The organism is Psychrobacter sp. P11F6 (genome assembly GCF_001435295.1).
Classification (GTDB): Bacteria; Pseudomonadota; Gammaproteobacteria; order Pseudomonadales; family Moraxellaceae; genus Psychrobacter.
The window spans coordinates 3,097,085-3,114,006 of record NZ_CM003594.1 but is presented as its reverse complement, the minus strand read 5'-3'; the positions used below and the strand labels follow the sequence as shown (position 1 = coordinate 3,114,006).

General features: G+C 43.4%; 16 protein-coding genes. 9 read left to right on the top strand and 7 right to left on the bottom strand.

All coding sequences use genetic code 11. The features are described from left to right. Positions 1-238: 238 nt before the first annotated feature. From murI to AK822_RS12855, 3 genes are all read left to right on the top strand, one after another. Positions 239-1,246, top strand: coding sequence for a glutamate racemase (murI, locus tag AK822_RS12865; protein ID WP_060491924.1), 1,008 nt, complete (start codon positions 239-241; stop codon positions 1,244-1,246). 165 nt (positions 1,247-1,411) lie between these two features. Beyond that, positions 1,412-2,410 (top strand): DUF4062 domain-containing protein, encoded by a 999-nt coding sequence (locus AK822_RS12860; protein ID WP_087945725.1) that lies wholly within the window; start codon positions 1,412-1,414, stop codon positions 2,408-2,410. 276 nt (positions 2,411-2,686) lie between these two features. Further along, the gene (locus tag AK822_RS12855) at positions 2,687-2,986 is read left to right on the top strand and encodes a hypothetical protein (protein WP_045455583.1); all 300 of its coding nucleotides are present in this window, start codon (positions 2,687-2,689) and stop codon (positions 2,984-2,986) included. 137 nt (positions 2,987-3,123) lie between these two features. Here AK822_RS12855 and AK822_RS12850 read toward each other — a convergent pair whose 3' ends face one another. From AK822_RS12850 to msrA, 4 genes are all read right to left on the bottom strand, one after another. Continuing rightward, the gene (locus tag AK822_RS12850) at positions 3,124-4,605 is read right to left on the bottom strand and encodes a lytic murein transglycosylase (protein WP_060491922.1); all 1,482 of its coding nucleotides are present in this window, start codon (positions 4,603-4,605) and stop codon (positions 3,124-3,126) included. A gap of 237 nt (positions 4,606-4,842) precedes the next feature. After that, a complete protein-coding gene (locus AK822_RS12845; RefSeq protein WP_060491921.1) occupies positions 4,843-5,556 on the bottom strand; it encodes a DUF1499 domain-containing protein in 714 nt (237 codons plus the stop codon). An 81-nt stretch (positions 5,557-5,637) separates the two neighbouring features. Then, positions 5,638-6,291, bottom strand: a complete 654-nt coding sequence (tmpT, locus tag AK822_RS12840) for a thiopurine S-methyltransferase (protein WP_060491920.1) — start codon at positions 6,289-6,291, stop codon at positions 5,638-5,640. 169 nt (positions 6,292-6,460) lie between these two features. Further along, positions 6,461-6,982: a peptide-methionine (S)-S-oxide reductase MsrA gene (gene msrA, locus AK822_RS12835; RefSeq protein ID WP_060491919.1), complete on the bottom strand. Its 522-nt coding sequence runs from the start codon at positions 6,980-6,982 to the stop codon at positions 6,461-6,463. A gap of 203 nt (positions 6,983-7,185) precedes the next feature. Between msrA and cmoA the strand changes: the two genes are divergently transcribed. The 3 genes from cmoA (at position 7,186) to AK822_RS15195 (ending at position 9,302) form a co-directional block, all read left to right on the top strand. After that, positions 7,186-7,986 carry a carboxy-S-adenosyl-L-methionine synthase CmoA gene (gene cmoA / locus AK822_RS12830; protein ID WP_060491918.1) on the top strand — a complete coding sequence of 267 codons (801 nt, stop codon included), beginning with the start codon at positions 7,186-7,188 and terminating at the stop codon, positions 7,984-7,986. Positions 7,987-8,036: 50 nt separating this feature from the next. Next, positions 8,037-9,098 carry a tRNA 5-methoxyuridine(34)/uridine 5-oxyacetic acid(34) synthase CmoB gene (cmoB, locus tag AK822_RS12825; RefSeq protein WP_060491917.1) on the top strand — a complete coding sequence of 354 codons (1,062 nt, stop codon included), beginning with the start codon at positions 8,037-8,039 and terminating at the stop codon, positions 9,096-9,098. 81 nt (positions 9,099-9,179) lie between these two features. Next, complete coding sequence (locus tag AK822_RS15195) at positions 9,180-9,302, top strand: hypothetical protein (protein ID WP_265732813.1); 123 nt, start codon at positions 9,180-9,182, stop codon at positions 9,300-9,302. Between the two features lie 156 nt (positions 9,303-9,458). Here AK822_RS15195 and AK822_RS12820 read toward each other — a convergent pair whose 3' ends face one another. After that, the gene (locus tag AK822_RS12820) at positions 9,459-9,677 is read right to left on the bottom strand and encodes a DUF2788 domain-containing protein (RefSeq protein ID WP_045448016.1); all 219 of its coding nucleotides are present in this window, start codon (positions 9,675-9,677) and stop codon (positions 9,459-9,461) included. A gap of 725 nt (positions 9,678-10,402) precedes the next feature. On the opposite strand from AK822_RS12820, the gene argS reads away from it, so the two are divergent. The 3 genes from argS to AK822_RS12805 all read left to right on the top strand — a co-directional run bounded on the left by argS (position 10,403) and on the right by AK822_RS12805 (position 14,390). After that, entirely contained in the window at positions 10,403-12,232 is a 1,830-nt protein-coding gene (argS, locus tag AK822_RS12815; RefSeq protein ID WP_060491916.1) for an arginine--tRNA ligase, read from the top strand. A gap of 102 nt (positions 12,233-12,334) precedes the next feature. Then, on the top strand, positions 12,335-13,150 hold the full coding sequence (locus AK822_RS12810) for an SPOR domain-containing protein (RefSeq protein ID WP_060491915.1): 816 nt from the start codon (positions 12,335-12,337) through the stop codon (positions 13,148-13,150). Positions 13,151-13,295: 145 nt separating this feature from the next. Beyond that, on the top strand, positions 13,296-14,390 hold the full coding sequence (locus AK822_RS12805; protein ID WP_060491914.1) for a PTS sugar transporter subunit IIC: 1,095 nt from the start codon (positions 13,296-13,298) through the stop codon (positions 14,388-14,390). A gap of 102 nt (positions 14,391-14,492) precedes the next feature. On the opposite strand, the gene AK822_RS12800 is transcribed toward AK822_RS12805, so the two are convergent. Further along, positions 14,493-15,443 (bottom strand): c-type cytochrome, encoded by a 951-nt coding sequence (locus AK822_RS12800; protein WP_060491913.1) that lies wholly within the window; start codon positions 15,441-15,443, stop codon positions 14,493-14,495. Between the two features lie 330 nt (positions 15,444-15,773). Further along, positions 15,774-16,784 (bottom strand): SDR family NAD(P)-dependent oxidoreductase, encoded by a 1,011-nt coding sequence (locus AK822_RS12795; protein ID WP_087945651.1) that lies wholly within the window; start codon positions 16,782-16,784, stop codon positions 15,774-15,776. Between the last annotated feature and the right edge of the window lie 138 nt (positions 16,785-16,922).

Below are 16,922 nucleotides of genomic sequence, written 5' to 3'. Positions count from 1 at the left end.
AGTCAATCCCATATAAATCAGATACGGTGTCAGACTCGCTTAGTCTACTATTTGTAGTACTTTCGCTTGGCCTCCTTATATCCAAATTATATTGAACCGACTATAGCGATAAATCACCAGCTAATTACTGTAGTATGCTAAACAGCAAACAGCAAACAGCAAACAGCAAACAGCAAACAGCAAACAGCAAACAGCATAAAGATGACGATATGTATATAAAAATGGCAGTAGAGTAGTGATGGATATTGCTGCAAGTAATAGCTTAAATAGGGTGAAAATGCGCTCAGATAGCCCTGATGGTAAACATATTGAGCATGTTGAGAGTGCAACTAATGCTAAAGTTGACATATATAAAACGAACATTGGCACAGTTATAAATAATAAAAAGCGCAATGCGCCAATCGGATTGTTTGACTCTGGTGTCGGTGGACTGTCAGTTTATCTACATTTGGCACAGCAGTTGCCTGCTGAGCGTTATGTCTATTATGCAGACACCTTAAATGTGCCTTATGGTAATCGTGATAGCGCCGATATTGAAGCCTTGACTTTAACAGCCGTTGATTGGTTGTATGAGCAGGGCTGCAAGCTCATTGTTATTGCTTGTAATAGCGCCTCAGCTTATGCTTTGGAAACAGCCAGACGGCGTTATCCGCAGTTGCCTATCGTCGGATTAGTCCCGGCGCTAAAGCCAGCCATATCGGCGAGCAAAACTGGTCGCGTGGTTGTTTTAGCGACTAAAGCTACCTTGAATGGCACATTGCTTAATGAGGTCATCGATCACTTTGCTAAACCCAACAATACGGTAGTGACCAAATATTTTGATCCGCAATTGGTACCTTGGGTAGAGGCGGGAATGCCAGAGCAGGATGATACTGCTTTAAGATTACGCCAGCAGCTCACATTATTTGCTCATGATGGCGTTGATCAATTGGTACTAGGCTGTACGCACTATCCATTTTTCAAAACGTTTTTGTTAGATGAGATTGCTCAGCAGCAATTGGCGATGCAGGTCGTTGATTCTGGACAAGCGATTGCTGAGCGAGTTAAGCAGCTATTGGCTGCAAACCAGCTGTCTGCATTGTTTGACAATACCCCAGATGATCATTGTTTAGAAACAACTGACAGAACAAAAGTTGTCATTCGACCGCCATTGATTTTTTATGCGACTAAGTTCGATGATAAACTGGGTACTTTAATAGCGCGTTTGCTTGGCAAAGACGTCATCTTGCAATACTGTTCTGAATAGGCGCAGCTAAAGGTGTTTATATTAAACCCATAACCATAATATTGATATATTAAAAATAAATTGAGCTTATTTTTATAAGATTATGCTAGGCTGTGCAACACAAGATATTTGTGCTCTATTTTATATCATATTATTCTATGTCATGACCTAAGCTTAGAGGTGATTGTGCCAAACCGTCGCTATCATATTCACATCATATGCGCTGACAATGATCAATTGTTGGTCTTGGACAGCTTGGCGATATTTTTTCAGTCGCGGGCTTTCTTGACCTATGATGTGTCGAGCCAATTGCCAAAAGCATCGCTATATGGTCGACAATGTATCGACTCCTGCGATTATGCACTGATGCTCATTGGAGACAGTTATGGCACCGTGCAAAGGAATGGCGTTAGCCAAATGCATTTGAGCTATTTGAATGCCAAAGCCAAGCTCAAACCGTTACTCATCTTAATCAAAAATCATCATCCAGATGCGAGTATCAGTCGTCAACTGCAAGAATTTATTAAGTCGGTGACTCGGCAGGACAATACGATATATTATTATGATACAGAAACGGATATTGAGCCATTACTTGTACAAGCTTACTATAACGCAGTGACCAATCATCAGGTCGTTGGTGGATGGCTGAGAGCTAATGAGGAAATGATCAAATTTAGCAAGCAAACCGTGGCGGAACGGTTTGCAGATCTATTGTCTACTGACAAAACGCTAAAGGAAAATAGCCCACCTGCTGATGAATTCGTCTCTGATGATGTGAGTAAGCCAATTGTATTGTTAGAAGCTTTTGATATTCAATATAGCGCTCAAGCTTATGCAGGTGGCAACCTGACGGATGTTACCAGACCCATGACCTTGACATGGCAAGAGATATTGATCGCCTTAATGAAAATACCAGCGACCTTTTCGAGCTATGGCTTGCAAAATGCTGTGAATCGCTTGATAGCGTCAAAAGCTGAGCAAGACATCAAAAAAGAGATGCCGAATGTCCATGCCGTCTCGCGCTGCCAAATTTCTCAAGATGATTTGAACCAACTACAACGTCAGCTAGTGGGTGCAAACTGGATACAGCTCACAACCTATGGCACTCGCGTCTCGCAAGAACTTTGGAAGTTGACCTTTCATGCAAAAAATCTCTTGAACGAAGTCCATCATAACTCCCAATGATTCGCACTTTGCACTAATGATATTTCTGCCTTCCTCATTTAAAAGTAGTCATAACCTATCTGCTGCAAATAGCACACGTGTGGCTGTGACTACGTTTTGTAATACAAAGCATACGCGTCAACGGTTGTGAATCCATTTAACACTGGTAATATTGAGACTAATCAGAGATTGATAATAAATACATTATTTATATTAAAATTACTGACGTATATATTGTATACATATAAGTCGAATGTATATAAATCGCATAATAATACTGACTAAGGAGAGCACCTGATGAGTAACGCTAAAAACGATGCATTAAAAAAAGAGCTTGATGGCTTAGAAGAATCTATGCATGCTGCCGAGCAGTTTCATACCTTAGAAGAGCAAGTAGCGGACATGAAACGCCGCGGTATCGACCCTAGCCAAGCTTATAAAGACTTGGACAGAAAAGAAGAAGATGCCGATTGGGGCGATGCTACTTGGAAAGAAAATGGCAAGTGGGAGCCAAAAACGCCTGCTGATCTAGATGAAAAAGCACGTGAGAACTGGGATGGTGATAATGGTAAACCGAACCCACCACCGATCGTTTAGGTTAAAAGCCGACTAAAAACTAAAGAATGAATCCCATGAAAAAAGCCACGTTATGATTAACGTGGCTCTTTTTATGTGCTTAATCTAGGGCGTGCTTAGCCTAGTATGTGCTTAATCTAAGATACATCCGCGGAATACTAAGAACCTTCGTCAACACGAACGAGCTTCACCACACCGTCGCTACCAGTGACACGGCGATAGCGTGTGTTACCAGGGGTAGGTGATTGCGCAGAAGGCTGCGTTGAGTACGTATTAGGAGTACTCGTTTGCTGCTGAATCAGCTGTCCCATGCGATCAGCAGAGGCAGGGTTTAAAGGCTGGCTATTCGACGGCTGTCCGTATTGATTGCCGTATTGCGTGCTTTTCGGGGCTGTGTTTCCAGCATCTCCAATGATTGCACGGTAGAATTTCTGTCCTGCGCGGCCATCCGCTGGCAAGATACCACGACTAGATTGGTATTGCTGAATCGCGATACGGGTATTGTCGCCAATAATGCCATCAACACCACCAATATCGTAACCCGCATTCAATAACGCCTGCTGGATATCTTTGGCTTGCTGGCGACTGATACCAGGGTCATCGGTAGGCCATGCTGTGACAAAGTCAGTTTTGCTGCTGTCCTCTTTGGTGATTAAGTCTGATAAATGGGCGATTGCCAACGCATAATTTTCTGACGCATTATAAGAGTAAAACGTATCAAAGTTTTTACCGACCAAGAAAGCAGGACCATCTTTGCCAGCGGGTAATAATAACCCAGCGCTACTCAAATCGTTTGGCAATGGACTGCCATTGGCGAGCGTGATACCTTGATTGCGCCAGTGGCTAATAGACTTCTTGTTTTTACGGTCAGACGCTGCCCAAAATCCACTGGGCAGCTTGACTTCGTAGCCCCAAGGCTCGCCCGTGCGATAGCCACGATTGTCCAAAAAGTTGGCGGTAGAGGCTAGCGCGTCAGGCACACTATTGACCAAATCACGGCGACCATCGCCATCAAAATCGACTGCCAGCTCTAAAAAGGTACTTGGCATAAATTGCGTTTGACCAAAAGCGCCTGCCCATGAGCCGGTCATATCACTTGGCGCGATATCACCGTTTTGGACGATTTTTAGCGCATTAGCGTATTCACCTTGGAAATAGCTCTGACGGCGATCAAAACAAGACAGCGTCGCTAGAGACTCAAACAAAGGTTTTTTGCCCAATGTCTGCCCAAAGTTTGACTCAACACCCCATACACCTAGTACGTGCTCGGCTTTGACGCCATAGCGTGATTCAATTTGACGTAGCGTATCCGCCCATTGGCGCTTGGCACGAATGCCATCTTCTACACGCTCTTTATCGACCAGTGAAGATAAATAATCCCAAACGTCTTTTTGAAACTCTGGCTGATAATTCAATGACTGAATCACGCTAGGATCAGGCTGGCTAGGGCGATAGTTATTAAAAGTAGAGCCATCAACCCCTCGAAATTTGCTAGAGTTTTTCAAACCGTCTAAGCATTGTTGAAACTCGGCATTAGATAAGTCTGGCGCTGGTGGTTTGGCTGCTTGAGCAGTGCTAGCAAAACTCAGCCCAACAGCAAGGCTAAGCAATGATAAAGTAGAAACTGGAGTCAAACGCATGAAAATATCCTATAAACGTTGAAATAGTTATTAAAAGAGAAAGCAAAGCGGATTGGTGCAGTATGGACTTAGAGTAACCAATCTCATGGGTAAAGAAAAGGTATCGAAGTAAGCTGTTACTATAAATTGACGGTGGCGTGAGGTTGAGAGAGGGTTTAAGATTTAGGATAGATAGGCTAAAATGGATAAAGTACTAAAAAAATTCAATTAATCACTTTTACTTCTCTCGAAACCTAATCACTCCCCCAAAACCCCATCCAACTCTTCAATCAACTTATGAATACGCGCCGCATTTTTGCCCAAATCGCTCCCACCAACCCGTGACTTGCTACGAATATCTACTAGACGTTCACTACTGTTATCCGTGATACGCACGACAACATCATCTTTAAAACCGAACCAAGCAGTCGTATCGGTCGCTTCAATGACGCCTTTATCCGCATCGATATTGACAAGCTCCCAACCTAAATTATCGATGGCTTGTTTGGTTGCCTCAACCAACTCAGATTTTGACTGGCTATAGCGTAATGTTTGTAATTCAGGGTAGGCGGCGCGCTGCTGCGTTGCAGTCTCTACACCTGCATACTCGACTGGGTTTGGTGCATCAGCGCGCAGTGGGGCAATGGCCACAAATTCAGGTGGATTCACTAGGTCGGTTGAAATATCGTGAATGGGCGGTACATTTTTGGCGGTATTCATCATGCTTAGTGGAATAGCAATGGCAGTGATAGCAAGCGCTGCCGATGGTAATGCGCTACCAATGCTAGCCGTGTCTCGTTTAAATAAAAGCTGTATGCCTAATAGTACCAATGCTGCGATACCAGTAAATACACCAAACTTAAACCCTGCAAACGCAGTCGCTAAATCGACTAAGCCAAACTTGTACAGCGGACCTGCGAGTGTGACTAGTAAGATAGAAATTAAACTTATCAGCCTAACTAATATTTTCATTCAATTTCTCCATCATGATTTAGTACTGATTAATCGCTACGCAAACGGCTTTATTAACGACTCATTTCATTTATTAACCACTCATTTCAATAGCCAAACATGCTCCGAGACTGTTAGCTCAGGTGCCGATCCTATAGAAGTAAGTTCACTCGTCAGTTCGCTGATATAATAGTTATCGCCATAATATTGCTGTATTTGCTCGCTACTGATAGAGAACGGCGGTCCCGCTTTTTTGCTTTGGTCATAAGTGAGAGTGATGATAAATTGTGGTGCATGACCACTTATTTTACGTATATGCTCGCTATACTTCGTAAGCATATTTTCTGGCAGCGCAATCAATGCGGCTTTATCATATAACGCCTTTACAGATCCGATATCCTCAGTCGTTAGTGCAAAAATATCAGCAACCCATAGGGTAATGGTTTGTCCTGACAACTGACCTTGATAGTATTTAATGGCTGGATTATCTAGATGCTGGTGCACAGTAGGGGAGATATTTTGCTCAGTAAAGAATTCTTGTATCGCTGTTTCCACCAATTCAACGCCTACGACGTCGTAGCCTTGCGCTGCCAGCCAAGCCATATCAATCGATTTACCGCAAAGAGGGACAAAGACACGGCTACCAGCTGGCAGGTTTAACTGCTTAAAGTAATTTATTAATAAGGGATTCACTGCAGACTGATTAAAGCCAATACGTTTCTCTTGCCAGCGGCTGTGCCAAAATTCAGCGTTCATACCTTCGCCTTTATTCGTTGAGGGTTATATTTGAGTTGTTTCTATCATAACGGTTTGAGTGAGAATGCTAAAGATGTTAAAAAGCCAAACGCTCATACAACAAGCGTTTGGCTATAATGAAATGCTGAGATAATCTTTTTTCAAATGAAAAACTATCTTCATTTGTCGTTTAGCTCACCATATACTGACTAAACTCTTTACGCAATTTGGCAAGCTTTGGCGGTATGGCAAAGTTGCAATACCCTTGTCCTGGATTCTTATTAAAGAAATCCTGATGGGTCTCTTCTGCTTGATAAAACTCAACAGCTGGATTTACTTCAGTGACCACATTGACGCCCATATCGCGCAGTTTGTTGATGGTGCGGTCAATCGTTGGTTTCTGATTTTCTTCGGTATAAAAAACCACGCTGCGGTACTGGCTACCGACGTCATTGCCTTGACGATCCATTGTGGTGGGATCATGGGTAGCAAAGAAAACATCAAGTATCACTTCTAGCGGGACGATAGAGTCATCGAACTCGATTTTGATCACTTCAACATGCCCTGTATTGCCACCACAGACCGCTTCGTAATTGGCAGAAACAGCGTTACCGCCCATGTAGCCTGAAACGACAGATTGCACACCTTTTACGGATAAAAATACCGATTCGGTGCACCAAAAACAGCCACCGCCCAAAATAATGGTTTGCATAATTTTTCCTATTTTTATAAATATAAAATATGAGCCAAGTGTTACTTACTTAGCAATACGTATTTAGCTTAGCAGGGCATCTGACCGCGATAAGTAACAAACAGTAATGTTATAATGGGCTTTTGCTACGTCGTGCTGCTTTCAGCTAATAATGACAAGCAAGACCATCAATTATCTCCTAATTTAAGTTCTATTATCACAAAATGAGTCGCACCATGAGTCAATCTAAGCCTGCTATTGTTAAACACGACACCCTATTTGACAAACCGTTTACCACGCCACTTGATAAAGCAGCGCGCTTCTCCTTTGATGAGCAAGTGGTGGCTTGTTTCCCTGATATGATTCGTCGCAGTGTGCCCGGTTATGGTCAGGTGCTAGCGATGCTGCCCATATTTGCCCGACGTCATTGTAAGTATCGTCAACAGAGCGATAGTGGTCAGCGCGTCAGTCGAGTGTATGATTTGGGCTGTTCACTTGGCGCAGCAAGTATGACGTTGGCGGGTGAGTTTGAGCCGCAAGATTTGCAGATTAAAGCGATTGATATCTCACCAGCGATGACGACCGAAGCGACCACGCTACTGAGTGACAATTATCCTGCGCATGACATCGAAGTGATTACCGCTGATATTCGCGATGTGGAACTTGAACCCTGCGATATGGTGATTTTGAACTTAACGCTACAGTTTTTGCCAGCTGCCGATAGAGTCGCAGTATTAGAGAAAATTTATGCAGCGTTAAGTGAAGGCGGGATACTGGTATTAACTGAAAAAACCCATGCTTTTGATGAGCAATATGATGCGTGGTTGGTCGAGCGTTATTATGATTTTAAACGCGCCAATGGTTATAGCGAGATGGAAATCAGCGGCAAGCGTAATGCACTAGAAAACGTCCTTATCACTGATACATTAGATGAGCATCATGCACGGTTAGATCAAGTTGGCTTTAAGCGCCATCTCACATGGTTTCAGTTTTTGAACTTCGTCTCTATTGTGGCATTTAAATAATCCTTATTTTTAACACAGTTGTTTTTTGATCAATACGGTAACCTGCTTTTATGCTTAACAACACTATCACCTACGCCGAACGCGCATTATATTTAACCTTGCTAGAATTAGCCCAGCAGCAGCCGAGTGCTTATGAATGGCTTACGCGCTTGCCAACATGGTTAAATGATATCAAGGACAAAGCCAACTACGCGCATGCACCTGCTTATCAAGCGTCAGTCGCTCGTTTGCCAACATTAACCGTCAATAATGTCGATCTAAACAGTGATGTCCTGACGATTGAGGCAAATCTTAGTGAGTCTCAGCGCAAACAAACAATGGCATTATTAAAGCAGCTCATGCCGTGGCGTAAAGGGCCTTTTCAAATTGGTGGTCAGATCGAAAATCAAATTGATAGTGGTCAGAATGAAGACCAACAAGCCGCGCCAATATTGATTGATACCGAATGGCACAGTGATTGGAAGTGGCAACGGGTCACACCGCATTTGGGGGATTTAAAAGGTCGTCGCGTATTGGATGTGGGCGGTGGCTCTGGCTATCACGGCTGGCGTATGGCTGGCGCTGGCGCGGATACAGTCATTATCATTGATCCGTCTTGCTTATTTTATCATCAGTTTATGGCGATTCGGCATTTTGTCGGGGCTGCTGATAGCTATAGAACGCATTATATCCCCGTACCATTTGAAGCCTTGCCCGAGCATAGCCAATTATTTGATACCGTATTTAGCATGGGTGTGCTCTATCATCGCCAATCGCCGTTTGAGCATTTACAACAGCTTAAAGGGCAGTTGGTCAAAGGCGGTGAGCTGGTGCTTGAAACCTTGGTTATCGAAGGTGATGCCAATACCGTACTGGTGCCACACGACCGCTATGCCCAGATGAATAACGTGTATTTTTTACCATCAGTCGCCGCATTGATAGGCTGGCTAGAAAAAGCAGGATTCTCAGAGGTATGCTGCGTTGATGTCGCAGTGACTTCAACAGAAGAGCAGCGCAAAACGGAGTGGATGACCTATCATTCGCTATCCGACTTCTTAGACCCTAATGATTCCAGCAAAACCCTTGAAGGCTATCCTGCGCCGATGCGCGCGACCTTGATTGCCAAAAGATAGTTTTTTAGGGTAGCAGAGAAGCCATCAGTCAATATAATCAGCAGTGGAAATGGACTGCAAATATAGCAAGGATGAGAGATTATGAAAAAAATAATGGCTTGTATGACGATTGGTCTATTCTCGCTACCTGCTATGGCATCAGATGCGTATGGTGATCCCTTTGAAGGTTGGGGGTTTGTTAAAAATGATAGCAAGGCTCAGTGAGTGATATTTTGGTAGGAATGATTGACACACTGTAAAGTGAAGCCGTCATGAGCCATGTATTTTTTAATTGATTATTTAACCGCTTATTTATCAGTGATAGGCGAGTTATTTATCACCTATCATTAACAGTGAGGACACGGCCTAGTCATATAAAAATTATATCAACCACCTTTTAAAAGCGACTTCCAGCAATAGCTTGAGTAAGAAGCCCACAAACCCTGCGCCTAGTGCTAAGAAAATCCAAAATGTACCCGCGCGCCCAGCTTGAGATTCTTTAGAGATATCCCACATAATAAAAAATAAGAAGGCGATGAATATGGGTAGTAAAACATACAATCCCCAACTGGTAACTGTACTGGCAGCAATAGCAAACATGGCATAATCCTATAAAGTAGTAACGCCGTCTTTATTTATTTCTATTATTTTATGGATCTTTCGATAATAATTGCCTTCAAAATGAAGTATCACCATTCATGATATAAGCAGTAATCCATAAAATAAGTCAGAAAAAAGCAGGCAGCAATACAAACCGTTATTATAACGCGGAAGCGAGCAGGTATAAACTGCTGCTAAGTATGAGACAACAGTAACGCTACAATTTGCAGGGCTGACTGATCGGTAACAGCGCTAAATCCTGATCTATTTAAAGCATTTCAATCTGATTTATCGTGAATGAAAGCACAGACAACGCCTGTTAGGGCGTGTCTTCAATTCAATCGATTATCCTCTAAATGGGCTAAAAATGGCTAAATTTTGCCAAACATCGTCAAATAGCTTATCAATATCTCGATATTATTTGCGCTACCTTTCTTGCTTGACGGCAATTTATCTTCTTTTTATCACCATTTTTACAATGAGGACACGCCCTAGTCACCTAAATTATCAGTGTTAACTGTCATAACCGTAAGATTTTAGTGCTAATTTTGGTGCACATAGTGCAATGCAGGGCAAAGATTGTTATATTTACAGGTTACTTATCTTTTTTGTATTATTTTATCCCCTGCAATGTCGGTCGCTATTATAATAGGCAGTTATTGGCTGCTCGCATTCGCCACATTTTATACCGTTTTTGTTGTTTATTTAACTGAGTTCAAATCCTTATGTCACAAGCCCAAATTGATACACTTGCATCACTATTTAACGATGCGATTCAAACCCTACAAGCAGATGGCACGTTACCAAGCGATTGGCAAAATAATAGCCAAATCACCCGTACTAAAGACTTAAGCCATGGTGATTTTGCCAGTAATATTGCGCTGACAGCGGCCAAAGCTGCTAAGGTCAATCCACGACAGCTTGCCGAAAAAATCGTCAATGCGCTGCCTGAAAACCAAGACATTCGCCAAGTAGAAATCGCAGGTCCAGGCTTTATTAACGTGTTCTTAAATGCGGAAGCCAAGTTTGCGGTATTAGATGATATCTTTGCCTTGCAAGATCGCTTTGGTTTAAGCGATCAGTTTGACGGGCAAAAAATTCAGGTTGAGTTTGTCTCTGCCAATCCAACGTCAAGTTTGCACGTTGGGCATGGTCGCGGTGCAGCGTTCGGTATGAGCGTGGCAAACTTGCTGGAAGCGATTGGTTATGACGTCACGCGTGAATATTATGTCAACGATGCGGGTCGGCAGATGGATATCTTGGCGACCAGTACCTATTTGCGTTATCTGGAAACCAACGGTGAGAAAATAATCTTCCCAGTCAATGGCTATCAAGGTGATTATGTCAGTGACATCGCCCAAACGTTAAAAGCGCAACACGGTGATCATTACGTTCATAGCTTTGCAGCAATCGCCAAAGATGTGCCAGCAGATGCTGAGTTTGAGATTAATGCGGACTGCGAAAAAACATTGCTATCAGGTGACAAAGAAGCGCATATTGATGGCCTAATTGCTAACAGTAAAGCCTTGCTTGGCGAGGGTTATGAGCTGTTTTTAAATGCGGCATTGAGCAGTATTTTAGCCGATATCAAAGATGACTTAAATGACTTTGGTGTGCGCTACGAGTGCTGGTTTAGCGAAAGATCGATCGATAGCGAGATTGAGCCAGTCTTGCAAACCTTAGATGAAAAAGGCTATCTATACGAAAAAGACGGTAATATTTGGTTTAAATCGACCGATTTTGGTGATGAAAAAGACCGTGTTGTGCGCCGTGCCAATGGTCAATCTACTTATTTTGCCTCTGATATTGCGTATCACAAAAACAAATTTGATCGTGGTTTTGATAAAGTGGTCAATGTTTGGGGTGCCGATCACCATGGTTATGTGCCACGCGTAAAAGCTGCTTTATTGGCGCTTGGTATTGATGCTGAGCGTTTAGATGTGGTGCTTGTGCAATTTGTTGCATTATGGCGTGGCAGTGAAAAAGTGCAAATGTCCTCGCGTTCAGGTCAATTTGTCACCCTGCGTGATTTACGTACCGAAGTTGGTAACGACGCCGCGCGTTTTTATTATGTCGCCCGTAAGCCTGAGGTGCATATTGATTTTGATTTGGAGCTGGCTAAATCACAAAGCAAAGACAATCAAGTGTATTACATTCAATACGCGCATGCCCGTGTTTGCCGAGTATTAGAAAAGCTACAAAACAGTGGTCTTGTGGTAGACGATGCGATTGGTTTAGAACATCAAAACTTACTTAGCGCACCAAACGAAGACGAGCTGATTAAATTATTAGCAGGATATCCAGCGACATTATTACGCGCCGCGACGGGTTATGAGCCACATGTCTTGACCAACTATCTTAAAGAGTTGGCAGCGCTATTTCATGGTTGGTATGACAGCAATCGCATTTTGCCAGTGAGTTTGACGTCAGGTGAGACACCAAGCTCGGATGAGATGGAATTGATGCAAGCCCGTTTGCGTTTGTCTAAAGCCGTACGTCAAGTATTGGCCAATGGTCTTAGTTTGTTAGGGTTGTCGGCACCATCTAGCATGTAGTTTTTTTCTATTATATAGTAACTTTCTAACATGTAGTATGAGTATAGATGACTGCCAGCCATAATTTGATGATAGTTAGATTCAGTAGGGAGAACCAGATCCATGCTAGCCAAAAAACCTAAAGGTGCGACTGAAAAACGCAAAACAAGTAGCGTATCAGGCTTATTGTGGATGTTTGTTGGGGCTGTATTGACCCTTATGATAGGGGTATTTATATACTTGTCACCATTATTTGATTTCAGTCCCGCTGACAGCACCGCTGGTAATGATCCTGATCGTCAGGTACAGCCACGTGTCGACACTGATACTGATAATGGTGATTATGAGTTCTATGATATTTTGCCCAATCAGGAGATGGCGACTATTCCTGATGAAGATATTGCTGAGACAGGCGATGATCGCATAGGGGATATCAGTGCCTTTGAGCCTGATGTCGTGGTGACTCAACCTGAAGATGGTTCAGCCAGTCGCAATGATGATACTGGTAACTTTGGTATCTCTGAAAATACAGTGATTGCGCCCAGTCGTGGCAATAACGCTGCTACCAGTAATAGCGGCGATGACATTGTGATCGTTGAAGAAGACGCGACCTATGATGGATCGACGCCTACTAGTAGCAATAATACGTCCACCAATAATGCAGGCGCAGGTACTGCTAGCGTTCAGGCTGCAAAACCTGCGGCAACTTACATTTTACAGATCAACAGCTTCGGTGATGCGGATGAAGCAGATCGCCGCCGTGCTCAAGTGTTGATGGCAGGTGTAGACGCTCGCGTGGTCAAGAATACGACGGGTAATGGTTTGCCAATCTATCAAGTTATTTCTCGCCCGATGAATAACCGCCAAGCAGTAACCACTGCTCAGCAGCGCCTACAGAATAATGGTATTGACTCCATTATTGTTGAACAGCGTCGTTAAGTTATGCTGTTTAATGACAGTTATAGTTCTTTATGAATAATAAAAAAAACGTCGCAATGACGTTTTTTTTATCTCTGATTTTTAGCAAAATTATTTTTCTGTTGGTTTATTACCTTTCATCAAAAATTTTATAAAGAGCATGGCTATGACTGTCTCTCATTTAGCAACACCGCCTACTGGCTTCATTAAAGCATTTTTCCAAAAGTATTTTATTGATGCGTTTACTGGCATGGCTTTAGGGCTATTTGTCACATTGATTGCTGGTCTAATCATCTCGCAAATCGGTGGCTGGTTAGATTTGCCCGCATTGGTTGCAGTGGGCAAGCTTGCCTCAGTACTAATGGGTGCAGGTATCGGAGTAGGTATCGCCTATTACCTTAAAGCACCGACGCTCGTCATGCTCAGCTGCTTGGTGGCGGGTATGCTTGGCGCACACTCTGAAGCATTAATGGCAGGGACGTTATTTATGCCCCAAGTAGGTGGACCTGCGACCTTTGCCGCCTTACCGGGCAATCCGATAGGGGCGTATTTGACCTCGGTATTTGCTTATCGTGCTGGTACTTGGGTCGCTGGCAAAACCAAGCTTGATATTCTATTGGTTCCTTTATTGGTGTGCGCGGTAGCATTAGCAGTTTGCGCACTATTGAATCCACCTATCGTCGCTGCGGTCGCTGCCATTGGTCAAGGTATTCAAGCGGCCACTGAGTTACAGCCTCTGTTAATGGGTATTGTGATTGCAGTAGTGGTGGGTATTTTATTGACATTGCCAACGTCCAGCGCTGCTATTTGTATCGCAATTGGGCTTGGTGGCGTAGCAGGCGGGGCAGCAGTGGTAGGCTGTGCGGCACACATGATTGGCTTTGCCGTTGCAAGCTTTAAAGACAACGGCGTCAGTGGCGTGATATCTCAAGGTCTGGGTACCAGTATGCTACAGATTCCTAATGTGTTAAAAAAACCGCTGGTGTTGTTGCCTGCTGTGATTGCCAGCGCCATCGTTGGTCCTATCGCGACCGTAGGTTTTGGACTGGCATGTACGGCAACGGGTGCAGGTATGGGTACTGCTGGATTGGTCGGCGTATTTGGAGTCATTGAAGCGTCACAAGACATCATGAGTACGAGTCAATTATGGACAGCGATTATCCTGTTGATGTTTGTATTACCTGCCCTAATTGCAGGGGTGGTCGCTCATGTGATGCGCCGCGTGGGCTGGCTGGTTGATGGTGATATGAAATTGCCTTAAATTAAAGATAAAGGACGCAAATTGTCCTAACTATCAATAATAAAAAAGCCCAGCTATTTAAGTAGTTGGGCTTTTTATGGTAACTTTTAAAGGTGCTTAAAACTAGCGGCGTACATCTTTAGGGGCATCACCATTGGGCCAGTCTTTGTCTTTGTTGGCTTTGATAGGTCGCGGCAGATGGGTAAAGTAAGCAGCAATATCGACCGCTTCTTGGTCACTAAGCGAGTTACCTTGACCAAAGGGCATTTTGCCTTTGATAAAGGCCGCTGCTGTATAAGTTCGCGCCATACCTGCACCATCGTTGAAGGACTTGTCTCCAGCTACTGCTGGATAGATATAAGTGCCATCGTCATTATATTGCCCTTCGCCATTTTCACCATGGCAAACGCTACATTTTTCAGCAAACAGCTTTTTACCATTGTCCGTATTTGGCTCTAAATTTTTGTCTACCTTAACAAAACCGCGACCTTCAGGCGAGACGCCATAAGGCAAGTCCTGTGATAGCCAGCTCATATAAGACACCATCGCATTCATATCATCTGAACCCAGATCAAGCGCTTTGCCATTCATTGAGCGTTCAAAACAGCCATTGATGCGTTCTTGTATTGAATTCACGCGACCAGCACGTGAACGATAAATAGGATAAATACCCGGCATGCCATTCCAAGGCGCTGCGTAAGCCTCTGAGCCGTTACCCAAGTGACAGCTGGTACAATTCAACTGGTTGCCGACATTGTCAGGCACCTCTTTATAAGTATGATTGGCGATTTGTAAGCCGCGACGTACTGCTGCACCGAACTCATCATCTGGAATAGTGGACTCATCTGGCATGCTAACGGTCAGTTTGGCGCTTGGATTTGCAGCCATCTCTTCTTTGATTTCTGCAGCACGTGCCTCAAGTGACTTAACGCGGGCTAATGCTTCAGCTTCTTCGACACGGTCGACGGCCTTGGTATCTGATTCACTACAGCCTGACAGGCTAACCGCACCAATAGCAAAGATAGCAGCCAGTAAAACGGAGGAAGAGGGTTTGACCCTTAAAAGTATTTTCATTGGAATATCCTTATTATCAAAAATAATATGTAATAATATATTTTTATGATAATTTAGCTGTCAAAATGACAGAAGTAATCTTAATTTTTGTGCAAAAAATCTGAATGAGTCATCAATCTGTAAGTTGCTAGAAACATAATTGTACCAAATATTAAATAATTAAAGTATATAAATAGATAAAGTGTTTGGGCTTTAGAGGGACATGAATTAATTTCATACCGTATGAAGAACCATATTGAAAGACAGTGTTGACATTCTATCGATCAAAAAAGCGCTTAAATATTGATAATATTTAAGCGCTTTTTTGTGGGCAAATACTTTTAGAATATATTATTTTGGCGTGCTTGATTTTCTATGGCGGCGTGGTTTGAGCTTACGAGAGAGCTTATGGACATCGTTCAATATTTGACTGTATGTCGCTGGAAAGACACGCTGTACCGCGTCGATTATCTTGGCATTATTGCCAATCAGACAGCGCGGTTGATTGGTCGCGGCAGCCTGCAAAATAATCAAAGCGGCATCGCTTGCATCAAATTTTAGGAATTTATTAAAGCTCTGAATGGCTTTGGGGCCAGTACGCATGCCAATATCATTGATACTGTCATTACCACGGGCACTATTGGCAATATTGGTTTTAATCCCGCCGGGATGAATGCAGGTCGCTGACACACCGCAGCGCTGAATATCTAGCTCTTGACGCAAGCTTTCAGTAAAGCCGCGTACAGCAAATTTACTGGCGTTATACGCAGATTGTGACGGCTGAGCGGTCAAGCCAAACAGGCTTGAGATATTAATGATGTGACCATGCTCATTAAATTGGCGCGATCTGTTTTTTTTGCTGCCATTCGTCGATTCGCTTTGTTTGACACTGTTCTTAATCAATGGCAAAAATGCCTTGGTGCCATAGACCACACCCCAAAAATTGATGTCCATGACCCATTCAAGCTCGCTAATACTACTGCCTTCTACGGTCGAATATAGCGCCACGCCTGCATTATTAAAGATAAAGTTCACTTTGCCATGGTCTACCATCACGCTATCTGCCCACGCTTCCACGGCTTTATTGTCTGAGACATCAAGCACCGTCATAGTCGCTTTTATATTATAACCGACCAGCAATTCTTTGGTCTGTGCCAGTTGCGCCGCGTTGATATCAGAGAGCGCCACGTGGCAGCCCATTTTTGCCAAATGAATAGCCAACTCGCGCCCCATACCAGAGCCTGCACCCGTAATAGCCGCGACATGATTATGATAATAAGGGGCAATATCTTGGTCTGTCGTGGTATGAAAAGGCAAGTGTTGACGTAATGAGGTTGCGATAGAAGTAACATTGTTAAGCATGATAAACAGTCCTTTGTTTCATCAGTGATAGGTGTTGGTAGCACATTTACCTTAGCATGCTTTGTGGCTTTAGCTATGAACGATTGATAGACGCCGCTGTCACTTTATCCATACATTGGCTGTCATAAAACGATCATA